At 59.3% G+C, this 26,316-nt stretch carries 28 protein-coding genes; 20 read left to right on the forward strand and 8 right to left on the reverse strand.

Annotated elements, in window-relative coordinates:
- Positions 1–107: 107 nt before the first annotated feature.
- Entirely contained in the window at positions 108–1,121 is a 1,014-nt protein-coding gene (locus AC3I0A_RS03345) for an AraC family transcriptional regulator (RefSeq protein ID WP_489376231.1), read from the forward strand.
- 12 nt (positions 1,122–1,133) lie between these two features.
- Here the strand turns inward: AC3I0A_RS03345 and AC3I0A_RS03350 are convergent, their stop codons facing one another.
- On the reverse strand, positions 1,134–2,018 hold the full coding sequence (locus tag AC3I0A_RS03350) for a LysR family transcriptional regulator (protein ID WP_489376232.1): 885 nt from the start codon (positions 2,016–2,018) through the stop codon (positions 1,134–1,136).
- Between the two features lie 128 nt (positions 2,019–2,146).
- Here AC3I0A_RS03350 and AC3I0A_RS03355 point away from each other — a divergent pair, with 128 nt between their 5' ends.
- The 8 genes from AC3I0A_RS03355 to AC3I0A_RS03390 all read left to right on the forward strand — a co-directional run bounded on the left by AC3I0A_RS03355 (position 2,147) and on the right by AC3I0A_RS03390 (position 9,447).
- Entirely contained in the window at positions 2,147–3,295 is a 1,149-nt protein-coding gene (locus AC3I0A_RS03355; protein WP_489376233.1) for a muconate cycloisomerase family protein, read from the forward strand.
- Positions 3,296–3,307: 12 nt separating this feature from the next.
- Positions 3,308–3,598 (forward strand): muconolactone Delta-isomerase, encoded by a 291-nt coding sequence (catC, locus tag AC3I0A_RS03360; protein ID WP_419118739.1) that lies wholly within the window; start codon positions 3,308–3,310, stop codon positions 3,596–3,598.
- Between the two features lie 52 nt (positions 3,599–3,650).
- Positions 3,651–4,580 carry a catechol 1,2-dioxygenase gene (catA, locus tag AC3I0A_RS03365; protein WP_489376234.1) on the forward strand — a complete coding sequence of 310 codons (930 nt, stop codon included), beginning with the start codon at positions 3,651–3,653 and terminating at the stop codon, positions 4,578–4,580.
- A gap of 105 nt (positions 4,581–4,685) precedes the next feature.
- The gene (locus AC3I0A_RS03370; protein WP_489376235.1) at positions 4,686–5,639 is read left to right on the forward strand and encodes an AraC family transcriptional regulator; all 954 of its coding nucleotides are present in this window, start codon (positions 4,686–4,688) and stop codon (positions 5,637–5,639) included.
- Positions 5,640–5,769: 130 nt separating this feature from the next.
- Positions 5,770–7,128, forward strand: a complete 1,359-nt coding sequence (gene benA / locus AC3I0A_RS03375) for a benzoate 1,2-dioxygenase large subunit (protein ID WP_489376236.1) — start codon at positions 5,770–5,772, stop codon at positions 7,126–7,128.
- Positions 7,128–7,616: a benzoate 1,2-dioxygenase small subunit gene (gene benB, locus AC3I0A_RS03380; RefSeq protein ID WP_489376237.1), complete on the forward strand. Its 489-nt coding sequence runs from the start codon at positions 7,128–7,130 to the stop codon at positions 7,614–7,616. Before benA ends, benB begins: the two co-directional genes overlap by 1 nt.
- Before the next feature lie 10 nt (positions 7,617–7,626).
- Positions 7,627–8,640 carry a benzoate 1,2-dioxygenase electron transfer component BenC gene (benC, locus tag AC3I0A_RS03385; RefSeq protein ID WP_489376238.1) on the forward strand — a complete coding sequence of 338 codons (1,014 nt, stop codon included), beginning with the start codon at positions 7,627–7,629 and terminating at the stop codon, positions 8,638–8,640.
- Between the two features lie 27 nt (positions 8,641–8,667).
- On the forward strand, positions 8,668–9,447 hold the full coding sequence (locus tag AC3I0A_RS03390) for a 1,6-dihydroxycyclohexa-2,4-diene-1-carboxylate dehydrogenase (RefSeq protein WP_489376239.1): 780 nt from the start codon (positions 8,668–8,670) through the stop codon (positions 9,445–9,447).
- Between the two features lie 82 nt (positions 9,448–9,529).
- Here AC3I0A_RS03390 and AC3I0A_RS03395 read toward each other — a convergent pair whose 3' ends face one another.
- Positions 9,530–10,003: an Lrp/AsnC family transcriptional regulator gene (locus AC3I0A_RS03395; protein ID WP_489376240.1), complete on the reverse strand. Its 474-nt coding sequence runs from the start codon at positions 10,001–10,003 to the stop codon at positions 9,530–9,532.
- A 221-nt stretch (positions 10,004–10,224) separates the two neighbouring features.
- Between AC3I0A_RS03395 and kynU the strand changes: the two genes are divergently transcribed.
- The 3 genes from kynU (at position 10,225) to AC3I0A_RS03410 (ending at position 14,392) form a co-directional block, all read left to right on the forward strand.
- Complete coding sequence (kynU, locus tag AC3I0A_RS03400; RefSeq protein WP_489376241.1) at positions 10,225–11,475, forward strand: kynureninase; 1,251 nt, start codon at positions 10,225–10,227, stop codon at positions 11,473–11,475.
- 105 nt (positions 11,476–11,580) lie between these two features.
- Positions 11,581–12,894: an OprD family porin gene (locus AC3I0A_RS03405; RefSeq protein WP_489376242.1), complete on the forward strand. Its 1,314-nt coding sequence runs from the start codon at positions 11,581–11,583 to the stop codon at positions 12,892–12,894.
- Between the two features lie 88 nt (positions 12,895–12,982).
- Positions 12,983–14,392: an amino acid permease gene (locus AC3I0A_RS03410; RefSeq protein WP_489376243.1), complete on the forward strand. Its 1,410-nt coding sequence runs from the start codon at positions 12,983–12,985 to the stop codon at positions 14,390–14,392.
- Positions 14,393–14,425: 33 nt separating this feature from the next.
- Here the strand turns inward: AC3I0A_RS03410 and AC3I0A_RS03415 are convergent, their stop codons facing one another.
- From AC3I0A_RS03415 to AC3I0A_RS03425, 3 genes are all read right to left on the reverse strand, one after another.
- Complete coding sequence (locus AC3I0A_RS03415; RefSeq protein WP_489376244.1) at positions 14,426–14,797, reverse strand: MerR family transcriptional regulator; 372 nt, start codon at positions 14,795–14,797, stop codon at positions 14,426–14,428.
- A gap of 63 nt (positions 14,798–14,860) precedes the next feature.
- Positions 14,861–15,436: an NAD(P)H-dependent oxidoreductase gene (locus AC3I0A_RS03420; protein ID WP_489376245.1), complete on the reverse strand. Its 576-nt coding sequence runs from the start codon at positions 15,434–15,436 to the stop codon at positions 14,861–14,863.
- A 90-nt stretch (positions 15,437–15,526) separates the two neighbouring features.
- Positions 15,527–15,841: a putative quinol monooxygenase gene (locus tag AC3I0A_RS03425; RefSeq protein ID WP_489376246.1), complete on the reverse strand. Its 315-nt coding sequence runs from the start codon at positions 15,839–15,841 to the stop codon at positions 15,527–15,529.
- 201 nt (positions 15,842–16,042) lie between these two features.
- Here AC3I0A_RS03425 and mdaB point away from each other — a divergent pair, with 201 nt between their 5' ends.
- The 4 genes from mdaB (at position 16,043) to AC3I0A_RS03445 (ending at position 18,627) form a co-directional block, all read left to right on the forward strand.
- Positions 16,043–16,633, forward strand: coding sequence for an NADPH:quinone oxidoreductase MdaB (mdaB, locus tag AC3I0A_RS03430; RefSeq protein WP_489376247.1), 591 nt, complete (start codon positions 16,043–16,045; stop codon positions 16,631–16,633).
- A gap of 233 nt (positions 16,634–16,866) precedes the next feature.
- Positions 16,867–17,778, forward strand: coding sequence for a LysR substrate-binding domain-containing protein (locus AC3I0A_RS03435; RefSeq protein ID WP_489376248.1), 912 nt, complete (start codon positions 16,867–16,869; stop codon positions 17,776–17,778).
- Positions 17,779–17,965: 187 nt separating this feature from the next.
- Positions 17,966–18,211: a FitA-like ribbon-helix-helix domain-containing protein gene (locus AC3I0A_RS03440; protein ID WP_489376249.1), complete on the forward strand. Its 246-nt coding sequence runs from the start codon at positions 17,966–17,968 to the stop codon at positions 18,209–18,211.
- Positions 18,208–18,627 carry a type II toxin-antitoxin system VapC family toxin gene (locus AC3I0A_RS03445; protein WP_489376250.1) on the forward strand — a complete coding sequence of 140 codons (420 nt, stop codon included), beginning with the start codon at positions 18,208–18,210 and terminating at the stop codon, positions 18,625–18,627. The genes AC3I0A_RS03440 and AC3I0A_RS03445 overlap by 4 nt, the downstream gene beginning before the upstream one ends.
- A 135-nt stretch (positions 18,628–18,762) precedes the next feature.
- Here the strand turns inward: AC3I0A_RS03445 and AC3I0A_RS03450 are convergent, their stop codons facing one another.
- The 3 genes from AC3I0A_RS03450 to AC3I0A_RS03460 form a co-directional block, all read right to left on the reverse strand.
- Positions 18,763–20,061 (reverse strand): NAD(P)/FAD-dependent oxidoreductase, encoded by a 1,299-nt coding sequence (locus tag AC3I0A_RS03450; protein ID WP_489376251.1) that lies wholly within the window; start codon positions 20,059–20,061, stop codon positions 18,763–18,765.
- A 60-nt stretch (positions 20,062–20,121) separates the two neighbouring features.
- A complete protein-coding gene (locus AC3I0A_RS03455; RefSeq protein ID WP_489376252.1) occupies positions 20,122–20,295 on the reverse strand; it encodes a DUF3094 family protein in 174 nt (57 codons plus the stop codon).
- Positions 20,296–20,383: 88 nt separating this feature from the next.
- The gene (locus AC3I0A_RS03460; RefSeq protein WP_489376253.1) at positions 20,384–21,010 is read right to left on the reverse strand and encodes a DUF1780 domain-containing protein; all 627 of its coding nucleotides are present in this window, start codon (positions 21,008–21,010) and stop codon (positions 20,384–20,386) included.
- A 249-nt stretch (positions 21,011–21,259) separates the two neighbouring features.
- Here AC3I0A_RS03460 and AC3I0A_RS03465 point away from each other — a divergent pair, with 249 nt between their 5' ends.
- The 4 genes from AC3I0A_RS03465 to AC3I0A_RS03480 all read left to right on the forward strand — a co-directional run bounded on the left by AC3I0A_RS03465 (position 21,260) and on the right by AC3I0A_RS03480 (position 26,262).
- The gene (locus tag AC3I0A_RS03465; protein WP_489376254.1) at positions 21,260–22,603 is read left to right on the forward strand and encodes an aromatic acid/H+ symport family MFS transporter; all 1,344 of its coding nucleotides are present in this window, start codon (positions 21,260–21,262) and stop codon (positions 22,601–22,603) included.
- 119 nt (positions 22,604–22,722) lie between these two features.
- The gene (locus AC3I0A_RS03470; RefSeq protein ID WP_489376255.1) at positions 22,723–23,934 is read left to right on the forward strand and encodes a benzoate/H(+) symporter BenE family transporter; all 1,212 of its coding nucleotides are present in this window, start codon (positions 22,723–22,725) and stop codon (positions 23,932–23,934) included.
- A gap of 78 nt (positions 23,935–24,012) precedes the next feature.
- Entirely contained in the window at positions 24,013–25,281 is a 1,269-nt protein-coding gene (locus AC3I0A_RS03475) for an OprD family porin (protein WP_489376256.1), read from the forward strand.
- A 291-nt stretch (positions 25,282–25,572) separates the two neighbouring features.
- Complete coding sequence (locus tag AC3I0A_RS03480; RefSeq protein ID WP_489376257.1) at positions 25,573–26,262, forward strand: energy-coupling factor ABC transporter permease; 690 nt, start codon at positions 25,573–25,575, stop codon at positions 26,260–26,262.
- Positions 26,263–26,316 lie beyond the last annotated feature (54 nt).

The following is a 26,316-nucleotide window of genomic DNA, read 5'->3' on the forward strand; positions in this document are numbered from 1 at the left end:
CTATCCACTGGGTTGGTACAGCCGTTTTGTGGCTTGGAACTTGCTCTTTTCAAGCCTGATACGCGCCGTCAGAGCGCGCTGAAAAATATTGCCGTGGGTGCGCCGTGATGAGTAGCAACGCTGATCCGCAGTTTCGCGACATTCGTATCGATCGTTATGACCTCGAGGGTGCGAGGAACTGGATGTCCGGTATCTGCGGGCCGCACCGACTGCAAACCTCGACGCCCGAGCGGATCCGCTTTCATCACAGCGCCAATGTGTTCAAGTCGATGGCCACGACCCTGGGGACTATCGAATACGGCACCGATGTCACCATCGATATCGAAGACGCCGAACACTTCAGCAGTTACAGCCTGAGTTTACCTTTGGTGGGCGAGCAGGAACTGAGCAAGAACGGCACCCTGTTGAAGTCCAACCGCGACCAAGGGGTGATCATTTCCCCGCATGAAAGCCAGATGCTGGCGATCTCCGGCGACTGTCGCAAAGTCCAGGTGGTGATCACCCGCGCCGCCATGAGCGAGTCGCTGGAAGGCATGCTGCAGCGACCGCTGGAGGCGCCGCTGCGCTTCGAGCCGGTGATGGATGCCGTCGACGGCGCGTCAGCCTCGTGGTGGCGCATGGCGCGTTATTTCATCGCGGAGCTGGAACGCAGCAATGAACTGTACGAACAGGTGGCCTTCACTCGGGACATCGAAAGCTCATTGATCAAAGGTTTGATCCTCGCCCAGCCGAACAACTACTCCGAAGCATTGCGCAACGTGCTCGGTGTGAAACTGCCGCACTATCTGATCCGGGCCAGACAATGCATTCACGACAATGCTCGCGAAGCGTTGCACCTGGAGGACATCGAAGCCGCGGCCGGGGTCTCGCGTTTCAAGCTGTTCGAGGCGTTCAAGAAGTACTTCGCCCTGTCGCCGATGGTCTACCTGAAAAAGTACCGGTTGAACGCTGTGCGTCAGGAAATCCTCGAACACGGCTCGGCGCGCAATATTTCCGCGATCGCCATGGGCTGGGGCTTTACGCATCTCGGGCGTTTTTCCGCCGAGTACCGCAAGTTGTTTGACGAGTCCCCGAGCATGACCTTGCAGCGTAACGAAGCCCGGCGCATGCGCGGGCTCTGAATATCCCGGCGTCTAGGATTGAATCAGCAACTCCTCGATCAGTTGCAGGCAGTGATTGAGGCCTGGCGACTGGTCGGCAACGCGCCGACTGAGAATGATCGGCGAGGTGGCCGTGGCCTCGAGCAGCGGGGTGTAACCGATGTCGGCGCGGTGCAACACTTGTACCGACGCCGGCACCAGCGTCGTGCCCATGCCAGCCGCGACCAGACCGATGGCGGTCTGCAGTTCATTGGTCCACTGGGACACCTTGATACTCAATCCATGGGCATCGAAGAGCGCGATCACATGGTCGGCGTAACTCGGCCTGGGGTTGCCCGGATACAGCACGAAAGGCTCCCTGGCCAACTCGGCAAGGGTCGTCGGCCCGGCCAGCAACGGATGACCGGCAGGCAGGACGGCGACCAGCCGATCCTCGATCAGCACCCGTTGCGCAATCGCCGGATCATCAATCCGGATGCGGCCGAAACCGACATCGATCCTGCCGGCCTTGAGCGCCTGGACCTGTTGCAGGGTGGTCATCTCCGACAAGCCCAGCTCCAGTTCCAGAGCGTCGTTGTTGCGCAGGCGCCGAATCAGCTCCGGCAGCATGCCGTACAAGGTCGAAGGCGCAAAACCGATGCCCAGCCAGGTCTTCTCACCCAGCCCGATGCGCCGGGTGTTGTCGCAGACTTTGCCCAGTTGTTCGAGCAAGACATTGGAGTGTTCGTAAAAATACCGTCCGGCTTCGGTCAGTCGCAGCGGGCGGCCGCGCTCCAGCAGCACCACGCCCAACTCGTCTTCCAGTTGCTGAATCTGTCGGCTGAGGGGCGGTTGGGCGATATGCAGACGCTCGGCGGCGCGGGTGAAGTTGAGGGTTTCCCCCAGGACCTGGAAATAACGCAGATGGCGAAGCTCCATGGGGACTCCTCGAAGAGAATGTGTTGCATACCCTGAGGGTATGGATCGAGACAAATTCTATATTGGAACAGCTAAACAATGGGGGGCAAAATCGGGGAAAACAAGCAAAGAACCTGACGGGTATCGACATGCACGCTAGCGCCATTGAATCGATCGAGACGATCATCGTCGATCTTCCGACCATCCGCCCGCACAAGCTGGCGATGCACACGATGCAGAACCAGACCCTCGTAGTCATCCGTCTGCGTTGCGCCGACGGTATCGAAGGCATCGGTGAGTCCACCACCATCGGCGGCCTGAGTTATGGCAATGAAAGCCCGGACAGCATCAAGACCAACATCGACCGCCACTTCGCACCGCTGTTGATCGGTCAGGATGCCTGCAACATCAACGCGGCCATGCTCCGGCTCGATCGCAGCATTCGCGGCAATACATTCGCCAAGTCGGGGATCGAAACCGCGCTGCTCGATGCCCAGGGCAAACGCCTTGGTCTGCCGGTCAGCGAGTTGCTGGGTGGGCGCGTGCGGGATGCCTTGCCGGTGGCCTGGACCCTGGCCAGCGGCAACACTGAAAAAGACATCGCCGAAGCCGAGCAGATGCTCGATCTGCGTCGTCACCGGATCTTCAAACTGAAGATCGGCGCTGGCGAAGTGAATCAGGATCTGGCCCATGTCATCGCCATCAAAAAAGCCCTGGGTGATCGCGCCAGTGTCCGGGTTGACGTCAACCAGGCCTGGGATGAAGCCGTCGCCCTGCGGGCCTGCCAGGTGCTGGGCGACAACGGCATCGATCTGATCGAGCAGCCGATCTCGCGCAATAACCGTGGCGGGATGGCCCGGCTCAACCTGTCCAGCCCGGCGCCGATCATGGCCGACGAGTCCATCGAATGTGTCGAGGACGCTTTCAATCTGGCCCGTGAAGGCGCGGCCTCGGTGTTTGCCCTGAAGATCGCCAAGAACGGCGGCCCGCGTGCCGTGTTGCGCACCGCGGCAATTGCCGAAGCAGCGGGGATCGGCCTGTACGGTGGCACCATGCTCGAAGGCGGGATTGGCACGCTGGCGTCGGCCCATGCCTTTCTGACCCTGGGCAAACTGGCGTGGGATACCGAGCTGTTCGGTCCGCTGTTGCTGACCGCAGACATCCTGACCACACCGCTGGTGTACCGCGATTTCCAACTGCACGTGTCGAACGAGCCGGGCCTGGGCCTGAGCATTGACGAGGAGCGCCTGGCGTTCTTCCGACGCGACAAGTCGTCCCCAATTACTTCACACGCCTGAGGACATCCTGCCATGTTGTTCCACGTAAAAATGACCGTGAACCTGCCGGTCGACATGAATCCAGAGCGCGCCGCGCAGCTCAAGGCTGACGAAAAAGCCTTGGCCCAGCGCCTGCAACAGCAAGGCAAGTGGCGGCACCTGTGGCGGATTGCCGGTCTCTACGCCAACTACAGCGTGTTCGACGTCGACAGCGTGCAGGAGCTTCATGACCTGCTGATGCAACTGCCGCTTTATCCGTACATGGCCATCGAAGTGAATGCACTGTGCCGGCATCCTTCGTCGATTCACGAAGACGATCGCTGAGCCCTGTGACCTTTGTGCTCTAACCTAATAAATACAAGATGAGGAATGAATCATGTCAGTCAGAATTTCCCACACTGCCAGCGCCCAGAAGTTTCTTGAAGAAGTCAGCGGCAACCTGAATGACGGCGGTAACCCACGGGCCAAAGCGCTGATTTACCGGATCCTGCGTGACTCGGTAAACATCATCGAAGACCTGGAAGTGACCCCGGAAGAGTTCTGGAAAGCGGTCAACTACCTCAACGAACTGGGCAAGAACCAGGAAGCCGGTTTGCTCGTGGCAGGTTTAGGCCTTGAGCATTATCTGGACCTGCTGATGGATGCCGAGGACGAGCAGGCCGGCAAGTCGGGCGGTACGCCACGGACCATCGAAGGGCCGCTGTATGTGGCCGGTGCGCCGCTGTCGAAATACGAAGCGCGCCTCGATGACGGTCTGGATCCGGGCGTCCCGTTGTTCATGCAGGGCCAGGTCCGCGACACCGACGGCAAACCGTTGGCCGGCGCTATCGTCGATGTCTGGCAGGCCAACACCGGCGGCACCTATTCCTACTTCGATGGCACGCAGTCGGAGTTCAACCTGCGTCGGCGTATCGAGACCGATGCCCAGGGGAATTATCGTTTCCGCAGTATCGTGCCGTCCGGCTATGGCTGCCCGCCGACCGGTCCGACCCAGCAGTTGCTCGATCAATTGGGCCGCCACGGCCAGCGTCCAGCGCATATCCACTTCTTCATTTCGGCGCCCGGCCATCGGCACCTGACTACGCAGATCAACCTGTCCGGTGATCCATACCTGCACGACGATTTCGCCTATGCGACCCGTGATGAACTGATCGCCGAGATTCGTTTCAGCGAGGAACAGCAAATGGCCCGCGAGCTGGGTGTCGAAGGGCGTTTCGCACAGATCGACTTTGACTTCACCTTGCAGGCCGCCGCCGAGCCGGTTGAACAGAAGCGTATGGAGCGGGTCCGCGCCCTGGAGGACTGACAGCTCATCGCTGCGCAGCCGCGAGATGACCGTTTATCTCGCGGCGTTTTTTGCAGCGTCGGCTGGCATAGAATCACGGCTGAAGAACAATAAGAGTGACCGGTTATGGAAAGTCTGCTGAGCGAGCGCAGTATGGTGTTTGAGCGTGCCGACCCCTATGCGGTGTCCGGTTACGTCAATCAGCATGTTGGCGTGCATTGCATTCATCTGCCCAGGGCCTCCAGCCCGCAGGCCAGCCTCAATCACCGCAAGTTTGCCAGCCTCGACCTGTGCCGCATCAGCTATGGCGGCAGCGTTCACGTCACCTCACCGGCACTGGAAACCATCTATCACCTGCAAGTGCTGCTCAGGGGCAATTGCCTGTGGCGCGGGCATAATCAGGAACACTATCTGGCGCCGGGAGAATTATTGCTGATCAATCCTGATGACCCGGTGGATCTGACCTATTCCGCCGACTGCGAAAAATTCATTCTGAAAATACCAACCAGCCTGTTGGAGTCGGTTTGTCTGGAGCAGCGCTGGTTACACCCGGCGCAGGGCGTGCGCTTTTTGCAGAATCGCTACACTCTGGGAGAGCTGGAAGGCTTCGTCAACTTGCTGGCAATGGTCTGCATGGAGGCTGAGGCAGCCGAACCCATGTTCCAGGTCCAGGAGCATTACGCCCAGATCGTCGCCAGCAAGATGCTGAGCCTGATGAAAACCAACGTCAGTCGCGCCCATCTGAGTTCCCGTGGTGCCACCTTCGAGCACATCGTCGACTATATCGAGCAACACCTGAAACAGGACATCGGCAGCGAAGAACTGGCGCTTCAGGCGCGGATGAGCCTGCGTTCGCTGTACTCGTTGTTCGAGCGCCATGCCCGAACCACGCCGAACAACTACATTCGCCTGAAGAAGCTGGAGCGGGTGCATGCCTGTCTCAGCGATGAGACGTGCAACGTGCGCAACGTCACGGAGCTGGCCATGGACTATGGTTTCCTGCATCTGGGGCGGTTCTCGCAAAGCTATCGCCAGCAGTTCGGCGAACTGCCGTCGGACACCCTCAAGCGTCGTCACTGAATCCGCGCTCCACTCCCCTCAATCCCCAGTGCAGAAAACGGATAGCGATCTGCACTCAACGGATATTGCCGCCTGCACCATCTCCCTAGCATGAGCCTTGCCTGAATAAAAACAACGGAGGGCTGTGGCCATGTCTTTGCGACCTGAATACCTTCATTCACTGCTGGAAGAAGACCCGGAACAAGGCGTCTACCGCTGCAAGCGCGAGATGTTCACCGACCCGCGGTTGTTCGACCTGGAAATGGAACACATCTTCGAAGGGAATTGGCTGTACCTGGCCCATGAGAGCCAGATCCCCAACAAGAACGACTTCTACACCACCACCATGGGCCGCCAGTCGATCTTTATCGCGCGCAACAAGGACGGCGTGCTCAACGCGTTCATCAACGCCTGCAGTCATCGCGGCGCGATGTTGTGCCGGCACAAGACCGGCAACAAGGCGTCCTATACCTGCCCGTTCCATGGCTGGACCTTCAACAACTCCGGCAAGCTGCTCAAGGTCAAGGACCCGGCCGAAGCGGGCTATCCGTCGAGTTTCAACTGCGAAGGCTCCCACGACCTGACCAAGGTCGCGCGGTTCGAGTCCTATCGCGGTTTTCTGTTCGGCAGCCTGAACGCCGACGTGCCGCCGCTGGCCGAGCATCTCGGTGAATCGGCGAAGATCATCGACATGATCGTCGATCAATCCGCCGACGGCCTTGAAGTGCTGCGCGGTTCGTCCAGCTACATCTACGAAGGCAACTGGAAACTCACCGCCGAGAACGGTGCCGACGGCTATCACGTCAGCTCCGTGCACTGGAACTATGCAGCCACCCAGAACCAGCGTAAACAGCGCGAAGCCGGTGACTGCAATCCGACCATGAGCGCCGGCAGCTGGGCCAAGCAGGGTGGCGGTTTCTACTCCTTCGACAAGGGCCACATGCTGCTCTGGACCCGTTGGGCCAACCCTGAAGACCGTCCTCTGTACGAACGCCGCGATGAGTTGGCCAAGGACTTCGGTCAGGCCCGCGCCGACTGGATGATCGAGAACTCGCGCAACCTGTGCCTGTACCCCAACGTCTACCTGATGGACCAGTTCAGCTCGCAGATCCGCATCGCCCGGCCGATTTCGGTGAATCGCACCGAGATCACCATCTACTGCATCGCACCGAAAGGCGAGAGCGACGAGGCCCGCTCCAAACGCATTCGCCAGTACGAGGATTTCTTCAACGTCAGTGGCATGGCCACTCCCGATGACCTGGAAGAGTTCCGCTCCTGCCAGGTCGGTTATCAGGGCAGCGCTGGCTGGAACGACATGTCGCGCGGCGCCATGCATTGGGTCGAAGGGGCCGATCCGGCCGCTCAGGAAATCGATCTGCACCCGCTGCTCAGCGGCGTGCGCACCGAAGACGAAGGTCTGTTCGTGCTCCAGCACAAGTACTGGCAGGAGACCATGCTCAAGGCTCTGGCCGCCGAACAGTCGAAAGCCATTCCTGTGGAGGCCGTGTAATGACCATCTCCCATGACGCGGTGCGTGATTTTCTCTACCGCGAAGCGCGTTACCTGGACGACAAGGACTGGGACAACTGGCTGGAACTCTATGCCGCTGATGCGAGTTTCTGGATGCCGTCCTGGGACGACAACGACGAGCTCACCGAAGATCCGCAGAAAGAAATTTCGCTGATCTGGTACGGCAACCGTGGAGGTCTGGAAGACCGGGTCTTCCGGATCAAGACCGAGCGCTCCAGCGCCAGCGTGCCGGACACCCGGACCTCCCACAACATCAGCAATATCGAACTGCTGGAAGTCGCCGATGGCCAGTGCAAGGTGCGTTTCAACTGGCACACCCTGAGCTTTCGCTACAAGACTGTGGACAGCTATTTCGGGAGCAGTTTCTACACCCTCGACGTGCGTGGCGAGACCCCACTGATCAAGGCCAAGAAAGTCATCCTGAAGAACGATTACGTCCGTCAGGTCATCGACATCTACCATCTGTGAGGCCGGCGCCATGAGCCATCAAATCGCATTGAATTTCGAAGACGGGGTGACCCGTTTCATCGCTGCCGATGTCGGCGAAACCGTTGCCGACGCAGCTTATCGCCAAGGCATCAACATTCCGCTGGACTGCCGCGACGGTGCTTGCGGGACCTGCAAATGCTTCGCCGAAGCCGGTCGCTATGATCTGGGCAATGAGTACATCGAAGACGCCCTCAGCGAGGATGAAGCGGCGCAAGGTTACGTGCTGACCTGCCAGATGCGCGCGCAAAGCGATTGCGTGGTGCGGGTCCCGGTGTCCTCGGACATTTGTCGCACCCAGCAGAGCAGTTACAACGCCGCCATCAGCCAGATTCGCCAGCTCTCCGACAGCACCCTGTCGCTGTCGATCAAGGGCGAGGCACTGAGCAAACTGGCGTTCCTGCCGGGGCAATACGTCAACCTGCAAGTGCCCGGCAGCGAACAGACTCGCGCCTATTCCTTCAGCTCGCTGCAGCGCGACGGCGAGGTCAGTTTCCTGATCCGCAATGTGCCGGGCGGGTTGATGAGCAGTTTCCTTACGGGATTGGCCAAGGCTGGCGATTCGATCAACCTTGCCGGTCCATTGGGCTCCTTTTACCTGCGGGAAATCCGTCGGCCGTTGCTGTTGCTGGCGGGCGGAACCGGCTTGGCGCCCTTTACCGCGATGCTTGAGCGTATCGCCGAACAGGGCAGTGAGTATCCGTTGCACCTGATCTACGGCGTGACCAACGACCACGATCTGGTAGAGCTGGAGCGGCTGCAAGGGTTCGCGGCGAGCATTCCAAACTTCAGCTTCAGCGCGTGCGTCGCCAATCCGGACAGCGGCCATCCGCTCAAGGGCTACGTCACCCAACATATCGAACCGCGGCATCTCAACGCCGGAGACGTCGACGTCTACCTCTGCGGGCCACCGCCGATGGTCGATGGGGTCAGCCGCTTTCTGGCCGAACAGGGCATTGCGCCAGCGAACTTCTACTACGAGAAATTCGCCGCCAGCGCGGCCTGAATCCAATCCCATGGTTGAGGAGATGACATGAGCGTTTCACGTTTCAGCGGCAAGGTCGCATTGATCACCGGCGCTGCCCAGGGCATTGGCCGACGGGTTGCCGAGCGCATGGCGGCCGAAGGTGCGCGGTTGGTGGTGGTCGATCGTTCGGAACTGGTTTTCGAGTTGCGCGATGAGCTGGCGGCCTGCAGCGAAGTGCTGGCGCTGACCGCCGATCTTGAGCAATACACAGAGTGCAATCGGGTCATGGCTCAGGCCATCGAGCGCTTCGGCCGCCTGGATATTCTGGTCAACAACGTCGGCGGGACGATCTGGGCCAAGCCGTTCGAGCATTACCAGCCGGACGAGATCATGAGCGAGGTGCAGCGCTCGCTGTTCCCGACACTCTGGTGCTGTCATGCCGCGTTGCCGTACATGCTGGAGCAGGGCAGCGGGGCTATCGTCAACGTCTCGTCAATTGCCACCCGCAGCATCAACCGTGTGCCTTATGGCGCGGCCAAAGGCGGGGTGAATGCGCTGACGGCATGCCTGGCATTCGAGACCGCCGAGCGCGGAATCCGGGTCAATGCCACGGCCCCCGGCGGCACCGAAGCACCGCCCCGGCGCATCCCACGCAACAGCGCTGAGCAAACGCCTCAAGAGAAAATCTGGTACCAGCAGATCGTTGACCAGACCTGCGACAGCAGCCTGATGAAGCGCTATGGCACGATCGATGAACAGGCCGCGGCAATATTGTTTCTGGCTTCGGACGAGGCCTCTTACATCACCGGCATGACACTGCCGGTGGGTGGCGGTGATCAGGGGTGATCACCTGCGAGCACGGTCTTGAGGCAAAGAAAATCTAATGTGGATCTGTGGAGTTTTGTAGATCGCATCTACATCGCCGCCCTCACTTGCGCACAACAAGATCAAGCAACGCCTCCCGCTCCTTGATTTTCTGCAACACAATTTCCGAGCGGATATCAGTCACCCCCGCCGTGCGGTTCAGCTGGTTGACGATGAAATCGGAGAAGTGTTTGAGGTTGCGCGCCTGGACCCGCAGCACATAGTTGCTCGCCCCGGTAATCACGTAGGCGGTGACCACTTCCGGCCACAACTGGACCTTCTTGATGAAGGTCTCGTGCCAGTCCTCGACGTCCTGTCGCAATGACACATGGACGATGGCTTCCAGTTCGATTCCGAGCTTTTCTGCGTTCAGCACCGCTCGATAGCCGGTGATGATTCCCTCACTTTCCAGCAGGCGCAATCGGCGCAAACAGGCCGACGGCGACAGTGCGACCTTCTCTGCCAATTCCTGATTGCTGATACGGCCGTCCTGTTGCAAGTGATGCAGGATCCGCAGGTCTGTCGAGTCGAGAGTCATGGCTAGAATAAATCCTCGATATTTGGAGTTGGATTCGAATTTTATTCGAGATAACTACTATATGGCCGCTTACTTTGCACGAAAATTCTCTAAAACTTCGTTCATTATCTCATCACCGTGAAGGCGCAAATAACGCCTGAAATACGACACTCACGCCCATGCTCGGCCCGACTATCGCGATCTGCCCGGACGGCACTTCTTTCAAAAAAACAGGACACTCAATGACTACAAGAAACGATTGCCTGGCGCTTGATGCGCAGGACGTTCTGGCGCCTCTGCGTCAGCAGTTTGCGCTCCCCGAAGGGGTGATTTATCTCGACGGCAACTCCCTCGGTGCGCGCCCGGTCGCAGCGCTGGCGCGTGCTCAGGCGGTGATCGCCGAGGAATGGGGCAATGGCCTGATCCGCAGCTGGAACAGCGCCGGCTGGCGCGACCTGCCTGAACGTCTGGGCAATCGATTGGCGGGGCTGATTGGCGCCGGTGACGGTGAAGTGGTGGTGACCGACACTACCTCGATCAACCTGTTCAAGGTGCTCAGCGCTGCGCTGCGGGTGCAGGCCACGCGGGCGCCGACGCGGCGGGTGATCGTCACCGAGACCAGCAACTTCCCGACCGACCTGTATATTGCCGAAGGTCTGGCGGACATGCTGCAGCAGGGTTATACCTTGCGTCTGGTCGACAGCCCTGAAGAGCTGCCGCAAGCAATTGACCAGGACACCGCGGTGGTCATGCTCACCCACGTCAACTACAAGACCGGCTACATGCACGACATGCAGGCCCTGACCGCGCTGACCCACGAATGTGGCGCGCTGGCCATCTGGGACCTGGCGCATTCCGCTGGTGCGGTGCCGGTCGATCTGCATCAGGCGCGCGCCGACTACGCCATCGGTTGCACCTACAAGTACCTCAATGGCGGTCCGGGTTCGCAAGCTTTCGTCTGGGTTTCTCCTGATCTGTGCGATCTGGTGGCGCAACCGCTGTCCGGCTGGTTCGGTCATTCACGGCAGTTCGCCATGGAGTCGCGTTACCAGCCGAGCAGCGGAATCGCCCGCTACTTGTGCGGCACCCAGCCCATCACTTCATTGGCGATGGTCGAGTGCGGTCTGGATATTTTCGCCCAGACCGACATGGCCAGCCTGCGCAGCAAGTCTTTGGCCCTGACGGACCTGTTCATCCAGTTGGTCGAGCAGCGCTGCGCCGCTCACGAGCTGACCCTGATCACCCCGCGCGAACACGCCAAACGTGGCAGCCATGTCAGCTTCGAACACCCCCAAGGTTATGCGGTGATCCAGGCCTTGATCGCCCGTGGCGTGATCGGCGATTACCGCGAGCCGCGGATCATGCGGTTCGGCTTCACCCCGCTGTACACCAGCTTCACCGAGGTCTGGGATGCGGTGCAGATACTCGGCGAGATTCTCGATCAGAAAACCTGGTCGCAAGAGCAATTCCAGGTCCGCCACAGCGTCACCTGATACATCCGGCGCCCTTGTCTTGCTGCCACGAATTTCCCGGCAGCAGGGCTTCGGTCGCCTCCAATAAAGAGTTCTGTGAAAACACAATAATAAGGAGCACGCAGAATGAAACTGTCCCTCTGGCCCGCCTTGCCGCTCGCCATTACCAGCTGTCTCGGCCAAGTGGCCTATGCCGCACCCGACAATGGATTTGTTGAAGACAGCAGCCTGACCCTAACCAACCGCAACTTCTATTTCTACCGCAACAACCTCAACAACCCGGGTGGTCAGAACTATCGGGAGGAATGGGCCCACGGGATCATGCTCGATTATCGTTCCGGCTATACCCAGGGCACCGTGGGCTTCGGGGTCGATGCCTATGCGCAGTTGGGCCTTAAACTCGACAGCGGCAGGGGTCGTACCGGCACCGGTTTATTGCCGGTCGATTCCGATGGTCGCGCCGAGGATGAGTATTCCGAAGCGGGCGGCGCGCTCAAGGCGCGGATCTCGAAGACCGAACTCAAATACGGCAACCTGACACCGCTCAACCCGGTGTTCGGCACCGGCTCGGCGCGCCTGTTCACCACCTACGCCAACGGCTTTCAGCTGACCAGCAGCGAGTTGAAAGGACTGCAACTCGATGTCGGACACTTCACCTCGGGCAATGACAGTGCCTCGACCAACGACGATGGCGCCCTCAAGGCGCTGTATGCCGGGGTCGAGACCCGCAGCGTCGATTATCTGGGCGGCAGCTATGCCCTGAACGATCAATTGAGCGTCAGCCTGTACGGTTCGCAGTTCACCGATATCTGGCGGCAGTACTACGCCAACGCCAACTACAGCTATGCCCTGAGCGAAAATCAGTCGCTGAATCTGGACTTTAACCTCTATCGCACCAACGACTCTGGCCAGAGCCTGGCCGGAACAATCGACAACACCACCTGGTCGCTGGCCGCCGCTTACAAGGTCGGTGCACACCGGTTGACCCTGGCCTACCAACGGGTCGATGGCGATGAGCCGTTCGATTATCTGGGTTTCGATCAACAACCGGGCACCTCGATCTTCCTCGCCAACTCGATACAGATCCTCGATTTCAACGCGCCCAATGAACGTTCCTGGCAGCTGCGTTATGACCTGGATATGGCGCCTTTCGGCGTGCCGGGCCTGAGCTTCATGTCGCGCTATGTGAGCGGTGACCATATCGACGACAGCCACTATGACGGTGGTGCCAATGGCGCCTATGGACGTTACGGCAGCGACGGCAAGCGCTGGGAGCGCGACCTTGAAGCGCGCTACGTGGTGCAGGAGGGCAAGGCCAGGGATCTGTCGATACGTGTGCGTCAGGCCAGTGTGCGTTCCACCGGCCAGGTGGCCCGGGCAGACACCACCGACAACAATGAAGTCCGGGTGATCGTCGAGTATCCGCTGAGTATTTTCTGATCCGTGTCCTGCTGTGCGTGGCTGATCCCCACCGGTAACCCCAACGACTTGCTCTCTTCAAGAAAGACAATATTCAGAGGACAGAAAAATGACCGATAACACCGGTTTTGAAAGCATCTCCAAGCGTGAACAGGGCCTCAGGCGCCAGCTCACCTCGGGTCAGATGAGCATGATCGCCATTGGCGGCGCGATTGGCACCGGGCTGTTCATGGGCAGTGCCTACGCCATTGGTTATGCCGGGCCGAGCGTGCTGCTCAGCTACGCGATTGGCGCGATCATCACGCTGCTGTTGATGGGTTGTCTGGCGGAAATGACCGTGGCCCATTCGACCTCCGGCTCGTTCGGCGCCTATGCCGAATTCTATATCAGCCCATTGGCCGGGTTTCTGGTGCGCTATGCCTATTGGGCGGCGATTGTGCTGGCGGTGGGCACGGAAGTGACGGCAGTGGCGATGTACATGAAGTACTGGTTCGCCAACGTCCCGGAGTGGATCTGGATCGTCTCGTTCTCGAGCATCCTGATCGTGCTCAACGCCATCAGCGTGAAGACTTTCGGCACCTTCGAGTACTGGTTCTCGACCATCAAGATCGGTGCGATTGTCGGCTTCATCATCCTCGCGGTGTATGTGGTGTACGGTTCCGGCAACCCGGATTACGGCGTGCACAACTACACGGCTCATGGCGGCTTCTTTCCCAATGGTCTGCAAGGGATGTGGATCGCGGTGATCGTCTCGATCTTCAGCTACCTGAGCGTGGAAATGATCGCGGTGGCGGCCGGTGAAGCGCAGGATCCAGAGCGAGCGGTGAAGAAGGCCTTTCGCGCGACCATCGTGCGGCTGGTGGTGTTCTACCTGCTGACCCTGGCCCTGATGCTGGCCATTGTGCCGTGGGTCCAGGCCGGTCATGCCCAGAGCCCGTTTGTCACCGTCATGCAGACCATCGGTATTCCCGGTGCCACCGGGGTGATGAACTTCGTGATCCTGATTGCGGCGTTGTCGGCGATGAACAGTCAGCTCTACATCACCACACGCATGATGTTCAGCCTGTCCCGCGGCGGTTATGCACCCAAGTCCATGGGGGTGTTGAGCAAGACCGGGATCCCGCTGAATGCTTTGTTGCTGTCGAGCTCGGGCATTGCTCTGGCGACGTTGCTCAACGTGTTGTACCCGCAAAGCTCCTTCACCTTGATGATGGCGATCTCGATGTTCGGCGCGATCTTCACCTGGTTCATGATCTTCCTGACCCACTACTGTTTCCGTCGCTACCACGAGCGCAACGGCGAGCGGAAACTGTCCTTCCGCATGCGCCTGTTTCCCTACACCACGCTGTTGGGGCTGGTGCTGATGGGCGCGGTGATGATCACCACCTACTTCACCGAGGCCTTCAAAATGACCCTGGTCTTCGGTGTGCCTTTCCTGCTGATCCTTACGGTTGTCTACTGGATCTTCTTCAGAAAACCCAAGGCAGCCGTGGCGTTGAATCCGCTGCCGAAGGTTTAGCAGGGGGAAGCAGGCAATGCCGGCCGGCAGTTTTCATAGACTGCCGAGCCGGCATTGATCCTGGGCCGTTTCGAGGCTGGCTTCGAACGCGACCAGCCCGGCATGCTGTTGTTGCAGTGCGTCGATTTTGTCCATCAGTTCGCGCTTCTTGTCCGCGATGGCGGCTTGAGCAAGATCCCAGGGCAGTGCCTCGCCCCGGTGTTGCTCAAACATCATCTGCATTTCCTTGAGCTTGAAACCCAGTTGCTGGGCGCACTTGATGAACATCAGCAGCTCGACGCTTTGCTGGGTGTAGATCCGGTATTTGCCCTGACGCGGTGCCTGCGGCAACAAACCGATGTCTTCGTAGTGACGGATGCTCTTGACCGTGGTTCCCGACAGCTGTGCAGCTTTGCCGATGTACATGACAAATCCCTTTTATGAATGTCCCTGAGTGCGCCAGACAGGCTGGCGCATTATCCGGGACATTCAACCGCTGGCGATAGCCTGCGCTTGCTTGATCCACGTCTGCCGTTGCGCTGCTTTCGAACCGAGAATCGGCCCGAAGGTGAGGGTCCTGGTTGGCTTGATACCGCAGAACGCCAGCGTGGTCTTGCGCATCTGGTGCAGCCCGGGCATGCGGTAGATCCACTGGTAATACCAGGGCGGGGTGTCCATGGTCACCAGCAAGTGGGCGGTGCGGCCTTGCAGGAGCTTGTCCGGAAAGGCTTTGCCTGCGCGGTATTGGAAGGCGAAACCCGGCAGGAAAACCCGCTCGAAAAAACCTTTCAACAGCGCCGGAGTTCCGCCCCACCAGATCGGATAAACAAACGCCAAATGCTCGGCCCATGCGATATCCGTCCGGGCTTGCAGCAAATCGGCTTCCAGAGGCTGGATCTGGTTGTAGCCTTCGCGCAAAACCGGGTCGAAACTCAGTTTGCCCAGGCGCAACTGACGTACCTCGTGCCCGGCACTTTGCGCGGCCTGCACGTAGCTGTCGGTGAGCGCGCCACAGAAGCTGTCGCTGGAAGGGTGGCCGAGAATCACCAGTACTCGCTTGCTCATCGGACCTGCTCCTGAAAATAGTGCCTTCAGGGTAGAGTCTGCCCCTGACGGGAGAGTCAAGGCTGCTCTTGCTCGGCGGCCATTTGCTGATCAGCGGCTAGCGGATGACGGGCTGAGCATGTCGATGGGGCGGACATCGAAATCGCGCTCCAGGTAATCCATGCGTTGCTCGAAGAACTGCTTCATGTGCGGCAGGTTTGAATGCACCTCCAGATGCGCCCGGGATTGCCAGATTTCGTAGAAGATAAACAGCGTCGGGTCCTGCTGGTCGCGCAGCATGTGGTACTCGATGCAACCGGGCTCGGCGCGGCTCGGTTCGACATAGGCGCGAAACAGCGCTTCGAACGCTTCGGCTTTTTCCAGTCTGGTTTTGGCGTGCAAGATAAAACCGTGCAAGTCGCTCATGTAGATCTCCTCAAGTCTGGGGTTCGAAAAGTCTACGGCAACAATTCGTCAATGATTCGTGCGTATGGGTCAAATGTATTTTGACTGCTTCGGGCTTATTCCCTCAGCGCTGCATCGATAACCTGCCGTCATCAACTTTCAACCTTCTCAATCCAGCGACTTATCCACAGCGCTGCGGATTGGACCCTGATGAGGCTCCTCATGAAAAAAGTACTGTTGCTCAACGGTGGCAAAAAATTCGCCCACTCCGATGGTCGCTACAATTCGACGCTGCATGACGCCGCGCTGAGCGTGCTGGATCGCGGCGGCCTCGACGTGAAAGTCACCCACATCGACGAGGGCTACGACCTCGCTGAGGAAGTGGCGAAGTTTGTCTGGGCCGACGTAATCATTTATCAGATGCCGGGCTGGTGGATGGGCGCGCCGTGGATCGTCAAGAAGTACATCGACGAAGTCTTCACCGAAGGCCACGGCAGCCTTTATGCCAGTGACGGTCGCACCCGTTCCGATGCTTCGCAAAAATACGGCAGCGGCGGCCTGTTGCAGGGCAAGCAATACATGCTTTCGCTGACCTGGAACGCGCCGCAGCAAGCCTTCGACGACCCGACCGACTTCTTTGGAGCCAAAGGCGTGGACGCGGTGTATTTCCCGTTCCACAAGGCCAACACCTTCCTCGGCATGAGCGGTCTGCCGACCTTCCTGTGCGTCGACGTGATGAAGCGTCCAGACATCGAAGCCGACGTCGTCCGCTACGAGCAGCACCTGACCGAGGTTTTCAACCTGCCGGCGTAAGCGTTCCTTTTGCCCCGCTTCGGACTACTATCGACACGTCAGTAGCAATAAGCATCGAACCTGTGGCGAGGGAGCTTGCTCCCGCTCGGCTGCGCAGCAGTCGTAAACCGGCGCATGCGTTCCACCAGAAGCAGCGCGGTGACTGGTTTTAGGACCGCTTCGCAGTCCAGCGGGAGCAAGCTCCCTCGCCACAATTAAGCGCTCGCCGGGACGACTCGATAAAGAGGACATACGTGAAAGCCAGATCCGATGAGTTGCAGATTTTCGTCTGCGTGATCGAGTGCGGTTCGATTTCCGCTGCGGCCGAACAGGTCGGGCAAACACCCTCGGCAGTCAGCCGCACGCTGTCGCGGCTCGAGGCCAAGCTCGACACTACGCTGATCAATCGCACCACGCGGCGCATGGACCTGACCGAAGAGGGCAAGTATTTCTTCGAGCACGCCAAGCTGATTCTCGAGCAAATGGACGACCTCGAAGAGCGTTTGTCCTCACGCCAGCAAACGCCGTCCGGGCGCCTGCGAATCAACGCCGCTTCGCCGTTCATGCTCCACGCTATCGTGCCGTACATCAGCGAATTTCGCAGTCTGTACCCGGACATCCAACTGGAACTCAACAGCAACGATCTGATCATCGATTTGCTGGAGCAAAGCACCGATATCGCCATTCGTATCGGGCCGTTGGTGGATTCCACGCTCCATGCGCGCTCATTGGGTTGCAGCCCGTTGCACATCCTTGCCAGTCCTGAATACCTGGAAAAACACGGCACGCCGGCTACCGTGGCGGAACTGGCCGGGCATCTTCTACTGGGCTTCACCCAGACCGAAAGCCTCAATCATTGGCCATTGCGGCACGCCCAGGGTGACCGCTGGCAAATTCAGCCGGGCATATCGGCGTCCAGTGGTGAAACCTTGCGCCATCTGGCGCTGGAGGGGCAGGGCATTGCGTGCTTGTCGCATTTCATGACCATCGATGACATCAAGGCCGGCCGCTTGAAAGTGCTATTGGCCGAAGCCAATAGCGGCTATCGCCAACCGATCAACGCGGTGTACTACCGAAACTCGCAGCTGGCGTTGCGCATTCAATGCTTCCTCGACTTTATTCAGAGCAAGCTGGCGGCCTACGCCATGACGGTGTTCGAAGGCTGATTCGCAACGAGATGTGTGAGGTGTCTACGCAAGACCGCATAACGGCCTTCGCGGGCAAGCCACGCTCCCACAGGTATTGCGCCGTCTTTGTGGGAGCGGGCTTGCCCGCGAAGGCGGTGGTACATTCAGCGTGGATCCCGTGCTAGGATAAATCAATGATTTCATTGATTGCATAGGGGGCGCTTCCATGGCCAGCATCACCATTCGTCATCTGGACGACCAGATCAAAGAGCAACTGCGCATCGAGGCGGCTCACAATGGCCACTCGATGGAAGAGGAGGCACGACTGATCCTCGGACGGGCATTGGCCCAGGTCAATCGCGCCGGAGGCCTTGGCAGTCGGATTCGCGCTCGATTCAGCGCAAGCGGAGGGGTTGAACTCGACTTGCCTGCTCGGCATGAGAAAGCCACTGCGGTAGATCTCACTGAATGATTGTGCTCGATACCAATGTTCTATCGGAGTTCATGCGCGCTGAACCGGCTAATCAGGTACTGGCTTGGGTCGATGGGCAACCGGCGATGGATCTGGCCATCAGCGCCATCACTGTGGCAGAAATTCTCCACGGCATTGCCCGACTCCCCGCCGGCAAGCGCAAACAAGGGTTGGAGGCTCACGCCTTGGCGATGTTCGAGGAGGATTTTGCCGGCAAGATCCTGCCCTTCGATGCTTATGCGGCCGTCGAGTATGCTGCGTTGGTGGCAGGTAGCGAGGCCAACGGTCGGGCGGTCTCCATGGCGGACGCTCAGATCGCAGCGATCTGTCGGGTGCACGGAGCAGCGATTGCTACGCGCAATGTGCGCGATTTCGAGTTTTCCGGTTTGCCTGTCATCAATCCGTGGGGCATTTGATGATAATTCCGGAACATGGGGCGCCGATTAAATAGTCATCGCGAGCAAGCTCGCTCCCACAGGTACAGCGTCGATCCCAATCATGGTGATCGTTCCCACGCGGGAGTGGGAACGATCGACTGTCGGAAATTTCCCTTAATGCAGCTTCAACCGCGGCTCAGTCCCGCGTCCGATTTTGCTGCCGAGCATCAGCATCGCCGTGCGGAAAGCGCCGTACAGCGCCATCTGGTGCATACGATACAGCGACACATAAAACATCCGCGCCAACCAGCCCTCCAGCATCACGCTGCCGGTCAGGTTGCCCATCAAGTTACCCACAGCCGAAAAACGCGATAGCGAGATCAGCGAGCCGTAATCCGTGTAGCGGTACTCGGGCAGGGTCTTGCCTTCGATGCGCAGTTTCAGCGATTTGGCCAGCAGTGACGCCTGCTGATGCGCGGCTTGTGCCCGTGGCGGCACGTTGCGATCGGTTCCCTGCTGCGGGCAGGCGGCGCAATCACCAAAGGCGAAGATATTTTCGTCACGGGTGGTTTGCAGGGTCGGGAGCACTTGTAACTGATTGATCCGGTTGGTTTCCAGACCGGCTATGTCCTTGAGGAATCCCGGCGCACGAATCCCCGCGGCCCAGACTTTCAGGCTGGCCGCGATCACCTGACCGCTGCTGGTGATCAGGCTATCAGCGGTGACTTCACTGACCGCAGCATTGGTCAGCACTGTGACCCCGAGTTTTTCCAGGGTTTTATGCACCGGGCCGCCGATGCGCTCCGGCAAGGCTGGCAGCACCCGTGGTCCGGCTTCGATCAAGGTGATGTGCATGTTTTCCGGCTTGATCCGGCCCAGGCCGTAAGCCGCCAGTTCATGGGCGGCGTTATGCAGCTCGGCCGCCAGTTCGACGCCTGTGGCGCCGGCGCCGACGATGGCCACGCTGATTTTTTCGACCGCATCGGTTTGCCCGGCATGGGCGCGCAGATAGTGGTTGAGCAATTGCTGATGGAAGCGCTCGGCCTGTTTACGGGTGTCGAGGAACAGGCAGTGCTCTGCCGCGCCTTGGGTGCCGAAATCGTTGGTGGTGCTGCCGACGGCAATCACCAGCGAGTCGTAGGCCAGTTCACGGGCCGGGACCAGTTCGTTGCCTTTTTCGTCCAGGGTGGCTGCGAGCTGGATTTTCTTCTGTTCGCGATCGAGCCCGCTCATGCTACCTAGCTGGAACTCGAAATGGTTCCATTTTGCCTGGGCAACATAATTGAGTTCGTCTTCGGAAGAGTTCAGCGAACCGGCCGCGACTTCGTGCAACAGCGGTTTCCAGATGTGGGTCAGGTTCGCGTCGACCAGTACCACACTGGCCGTACCACGCTTGCCCAGAGTCTTACCCAGGCGGGTAGCCAACTCCAGACCGCCGGCGCCGCCGCCAACGATGATAATACGATGGGTCATGGGGATATCTCGCAAGGCTAAAAGAAATCGGTGCAGTTATCCGAGCGAGCGCCACGCAGCTCATAGCGTCAGATAACTCAAAAGTCGGGCCAGCAGGCCCAAGGTAATCGTCACTGCCACTACCACCACGAGGAGCATCCAGGGCCGGAATGGCCGGCGCTCGACTCGGTGCGGGGACAGTTGCAGGTACTCTTCGACATGCTTTTGGTCGTCGGGGTTCAGGCGGCTGGTCATAAAGGCCTCGTCAGGTAGACGTTGCGAAATGTATAGAAGCTACAGTGCGGACTCATCCGGCGTCGAAGGAGCATAGCCGCTCGCTGGCTCACAGGCTGATACCGACGTCGAAGACGATGCTGCGTCCCAGGTTGTTGCGCAGGAAGTCGGGGGCGTCCGGGTGGGCGAACAGCACGCGGGCGAAGGTCGGACCGACCAGCGACAGCGAACGCCAGCCCTGGCGCAGGTATTCGGTCGGCGGCGGGAAGTGGCTGTTGAGGTCGAGCACTTCACGCTTGAGGCTGGCGAAGGCAATGATGTCCAGTTCGCCCAGGTCCATGCCGCGCTCTTTGTAGTTATGCGCTTTTTTGCGCAAGGTCGGCGCCAATCGCAGCAAGAACTCGTTGGCGGGAATGCGTCTGGGTTTGGCTTGGCGACGCACCAGCTGGCTCAGCGAGAAGGCGCTGCGCCGGCGTTGAAGCTCGTCGCGCCATTCGTCGTTCAGGCGGCGCCCCTCATCGAGCACGAAAAACACCTCGAAACTCGCATCGCGAAACAACACGTCCGGCGGTTCCCCGGCAGGAGCGAATTCGTCGACGCGATAGGGAATGTTCAAGCCTTGTAGCAGGCGCTGGCAGACCCAACGCTCACGCTCCCATTTGCGGGCATTGGACAGGAACGCGTTGGCTTGCTCGGCCGCGATAGTCAGCAGGCGCAAATAATCTGAATCATCCATAGCCCTAGCTTAGCGTCCAAATGTGATCGAAAAGAAGAACTTCTGTCGGGGAAGCATAAAAGCTGTCATGCCTTTGACGCGAGCTTCTCGACCTTGGGGGCATGAAGCCAGCTCTGCACAAAACGGATAGCGATCTGCACTGGGCGGATATTGCGTTTTGTTTTGCCTCCATAACCTCGCATGGCCTGCACCAAAAAACGCTGGAGTTCTCGTCCACCGTTCTAAAAACAACAACAAGAGACAGATGCCATGCGCAATATCGACGTACATGAGGTTATCGACAACGCCCGCTTCAACCGCTTCCACTGGATGGTGTTGTTCTGGTGTGCCCTGATCATCATCTTCGATGGCTATGACCTGGTGATCTACGGCGTGGTATTGCCGATGCTGATGAAGGAGTGGGGGTTGAGTCCCCTTGAAGCCGGGGCATTGGGCAGTTATGCGCTGTTCGGCATGATGTTCGGGGCGCTGTTTTTCGGCCCGCTCTCGGACAAGATCGGCCGAAAAAAAGCCATCACCATCTGCGTCATCCTCTTCAGCGGTTTCACCGTGCTCAATGGCTTTGCCAGGAGCCCCACGGAATTTGGTATTTGCCGTTTCATTGCCGGGCTCGGCATTGGTGGCGTGATGCCCAATGTGGTGGCGCTGATGAACGAGTACGCGCCGAAAAAAATCCGCAGCACACTGGTTGCCATTATGTTCAGCGGGTACTCGGTGGGCGGCATGCTCTCCGCCGGGCTGGGCATTGTGCTGATTCCCAGCTTCGGTTGGCAGGCGGTGTTTTATGTGGCGGCCCTGCCGTTGCTGTTGTTGCCACTGATCATGTACTTCCTGCCCGAGTCGGTGGGTTTCATGCTGCGCCAGGGGCGCAATGAGGAAGCACGCAAAGTCCTCGAACGAATCGACCCGGGCTATGTGGCGCAGGCCACCGATCAGCTGCACATGGCGGAAGTGAAAGGCACCGGCACTCCGGTTCTGCAACTGTTCCGTGAAGGTCGTGCCCTGCGCACACTGATGCTCTGGGCGGCATTTTTCTGCTGCTTGCTGATGGTCTACGCCTTGAGCTCCTGGCTGCCGAAGCTGATGGCCAATGCCGGTTACAGTCTGGGTTCGAGTCTGTCTTTCTTGCTGGTACTCAACTTCGGCGCAATCTTCGGTGCGGTAGGCGGCGGGGTATTGGGCGACAAACATAATCTGCCGCGGGTGCTGGGGGTGTTCTTCACCATTGCCGCCGTGTCGATCACCTTGCTCGGTTTCAAGAGCCCGACGCCCTTGCTTTATCTGCTGATCGCCATCGCCGGCGCCACCACCATCGGTTCGCAAATTCTGCTGTATGCCTGTGCCGCGCAGTTTTACTCCATGACCATTCGCTCCACTGGCCTTGGCTGGGCTTCGGGTATCGGTCGCAACGGTGCCATCGTCGGCCCGTTGCTGGGCGGTGCTCTGCTGGGTATCAGCCTGCCGTTGCAGCTCAACTTCATGGCCTTCGCTGTTCCGGGCGCCATCGCTGCCATCGCCATGACCGTGTTCGCCATCAGTAGTCGGCGCAGCGCCAACGGGGTTGCGTCGGTGCTGTCGACGTCCAGGGCCTGAGGACGGAGGGGCGCGGCGTTCTGCCGTGCCTGCGCTTACCTGAATCAGTCGATTTCCCCTGACAAGCACATCCGGGCCGCGTGCCATGGATGGCCAGATGCGCCTTGCGACGAGGTCCCATGAAAGCGTTATTCCACGACTTTTCCCTGTCCGCCGCGGTCGCCGGGTTTATCGCTACGGTGATTTCCTATGCCGGTCCCTTGGTGATCATTTTCCAGGCAGCCGAAACAGCCCATCTATCCCATGAGGTGCTGTCGTCCTGGGTGTGGGCTATTTCCATTGGCAGCGCATTGCTTGGCATAGGGCTGAGCCTGCGTTACCGGGTACCGGTGATCATCGCCTGGTCGGCACCCGGGTCGGCATTGTTGGTGGCACTGCTGCCGGATGTTTCCATGCACGAGGCGGTGGGCGCCTATCTGATCAGCAGCCTGATCATCTTTCTGATCGGGGTGTCAGGGGCCTTCGATCGCGTCATCAGCAAGCTGCCAGCGGCGATCGCGGCGGCGATGCTGGCAGGCATTCTGTTCAGTTTCGGGACTGGCTTGTTCGTTTCCTTGCAGGGCAAGCCATTGCTGGTGCTGGCGATGTTCGCCACCTATCTGGTGTGCAAGCGTGTGATGCCGCGTTATGCGGTGTTGATGGTGCTGCTGGTGGGTTGCTCCATCGCCTTTATCGCCGGGGATCTGCACCGCGAGGCGCTGGTGATTGGCCTGGCAACGCCGGTGTGGATCACGCCGCAGTTCAGTCTGAGTGCAACCCTGAACATCGCCTTGCCACTGGTGATGGTGGCACTGACTGGCCAGTTCGTCCCGGGCATGGCGGTGCTGCGTGCCAGCGGTTATGCCACTCCGGCCAGCCCGATCATCGCCAGCAGCGCGTTGGGCACTGCGCTATTGGCACCCTTCGGCTGCCATGGTCTGAATCTGGCAGCTATTACCGCCGCCATCTGCACCGGGCGTGAAGCCCATGAAGATTCGGGCAAACGTTATGTCGCCGGGGTGGTGGGTGGCCTCTGCTACCTGCTACTGGGCATCTTCGGCGCCACCTTGGTTTCGCTGTTTTCCGCCTTTCCCAAAGAGCTGATCGCGGCCTTGGCCGGGCTGGCACTGTTCGCCGCGATTGCGGGCGCTCTGGCTGGTGCCATGGCGGTGCCGAATGACCGCGAGGCGGCGCTGGTGACCTTTCTCACCACGGCATCGGGTATGTCCCTGTTCGGATTGTCCGCTGCGTTCTGGGGGCTGATTTTCGGCATGGCTGCGCACTTGTTGCTGAGTGTGCGGCGACCTGACCCCGTTATTCAGGCAACCAGCGGCCAGGAGGTGGCGCGCTGACTTCTACAACCACCCGAATCTCCATCTGTGCGGGTGGAGTACTGCAACCTGTCGATTAATAACAATAAGAGCAAAACGATGAAACAGACTTTCCCAGCAACTCGTTCAGTGTTGTCCCTTTCGCTCGCCTTGAGTTTTTCCAGTGGCCTGATGGCCGCCGAGGGAGGCTTTATCGAGGATGCCAGCGCCACCTTGCAGGCACGTAATTACTACTTCAGCCGTGACTTCTCCGACATCGTCGGGGCCAACCGGCAATCGAAGGCCGAGGAGTGGGCGCAAGGTTTTATCCTTAACGTCAAATCGGGTTATACCCAGGGGCCGATCGGCGTCGGTGTGGATGTCATCGGCTTGCTGGGGATCAAGCTCGACAGCAGCCCGGACCGGGTTAACACCGGGCTATTGCCGGTGCACGGCGATGGTCGTGCAGCGGATGATTACAGCCGTCTGGAGGGCGCTTTGAAGCTGCGCTACTCGAAGACCGAACTGCGGGTCGGTGAGCTGCAGCCCAATCTCCCGGTATTGGCCTTCAGTGATATCCGACTGCTGCCTCCCAGCTACCAAGGGGCGAGCATCACCTCCAGCGAGATCAATGGCCTGACCCTGCAAGGCGGTCATCTGAATTCAACCAGCCTGCGCAACGAGGCGGGTGACGAAAAAATGCAGGCCATGCTCGGCCATGTGCCGCAACGCCAGGTCAGCAGTGATGGCTTCAATTATGCCGGCGCGGATTACGCCTTCAATGACAAGCGCACCTCGGTCAGTGCCTGGTATGGACAACTGGAAGATATCTACAACCAGCGCTTCCTGGGCCTCAAGCACAGCGAGCCGTTCGGTGGCTGGACCCTCGGCGCCAATCTGGGTTACTACGACTCCAAAGAGGACGGAAAAAAGCTGCTGGGCACGATCGATAATCAGGCGTTCTTCTCCTTGCTGTCAGCCAAGCGCGGCGGCCATACCTTCTACCTCGGTTATCAGGGAATCTATGGCGATAGCGCCTTCCCGCGGGTATTCGCCAACGTCTCGCCGCTGGGCAACGAGGTGCCGACCTACGAGTTCGCCTTCACCGATGAGCGTTCCTGGCAGGTGCGTTACGACTACGACTATGCGGCCCTGGGGTTGCCCGGTCTGACGAGCACGGTGCGTTACATCACGGGCAATAACGTCGACACCGGCAAGGGCTTCGAAGGCAAGGATCGCGAGCGCGACCTCGATCTCGGTTACGTGGTGCAGAGCGGAACCCTGAAGGGGCTCGGGGTGCGGGTGCGCAACGTCATGGCGCGTTCCAACTACCGCAGCGATATCGACGAGAACCGGCTGATCCTCAGTTACACCTGGACGCTGCTTTGATTGGCATGGAGAAAAGAGTGGTAAGAGCTGCTGCCCGGTCTTCGACACTGCCTGTCACGTATGGAGCAACCTGTAGGAGCACGGCTTGCCAGCGATGGCGTCCTTGAGATCACCATCGTCGGAACGCCGCCCGGACCAAGCTCGGCTCCTACAAAAAGCCATCATGGAAAGGGCGGTGTAGACTGACGGCCTGTTACATCGAGCCCTATCGCGCAAGGAGTCTGGGGTGAAGTTCAGGTCAGTGGTGTTACTGAGTCTTGCGCCGATGTGGGCCCCGGAGAGGCTCCAGCCATGATTGGCGCCGAGCTGCTGTCGCCCCAAACCCTGACGGTCGGCTGGCTGATCTATGTGCCGGTGCTGGTCTGGGCGATTGCGCGCTCGCCCTGGGTCGAGCTGTTCACCGACAGTCGGCGTCAGCACCTGCTGTTTGGTACGGTGTTCGCCTTGTTTGTATTGTGGCTGGTGCGACGGGACTTCGATACCGGCGTGTCCTACCACTTTATCGGCATGACCGCGGTGACCTTGCTGCTGGACTGGCCATTGGCGATCGTCGGCGGCCTGGTTGCGCAACTCGGGCTGGTGGCGTTGGGTCGTCAGGATCTGGTGGCGGTGGGGGTCAACGGTGCCTTGCTGATCCTGCTGCCCGTGCTGATCACTGAATGCTGCGCGATACTGGTAGAGCGGGCGCAGCCGCGTAATCCCTTTGTGTATATCTTTTGTTCCGGCTTTTTGGCGGCGGCGCTTTCGGCGTTGTCGTGTCTATTGCTGGCGCTCGGCTTGCTGTGGTTCGACGAGCGTTTCGCCATGCCGGAATGGCTGGAAGATTTTGTCGGTTATCTGTGGCTGATCATTTTTCCCGAAGCCTTTATCAACGGCATGATCGTCAGTGCGTTGGTGGTGTTCTGCCCCGAGTGGCTGGAGACCTTCAATCGCACCCGCTACCTGTCGGCGCCGTGGAAGGATGACGAGCCGCGATCTTGATCCGCGATCTTGATCCACGATCTTGATCCACATCAAAGACTGAAATCGTGACGC

It is taken from the genome of Pseudomonas sp. KH_024_B2 (assembly GCF_057839965.1).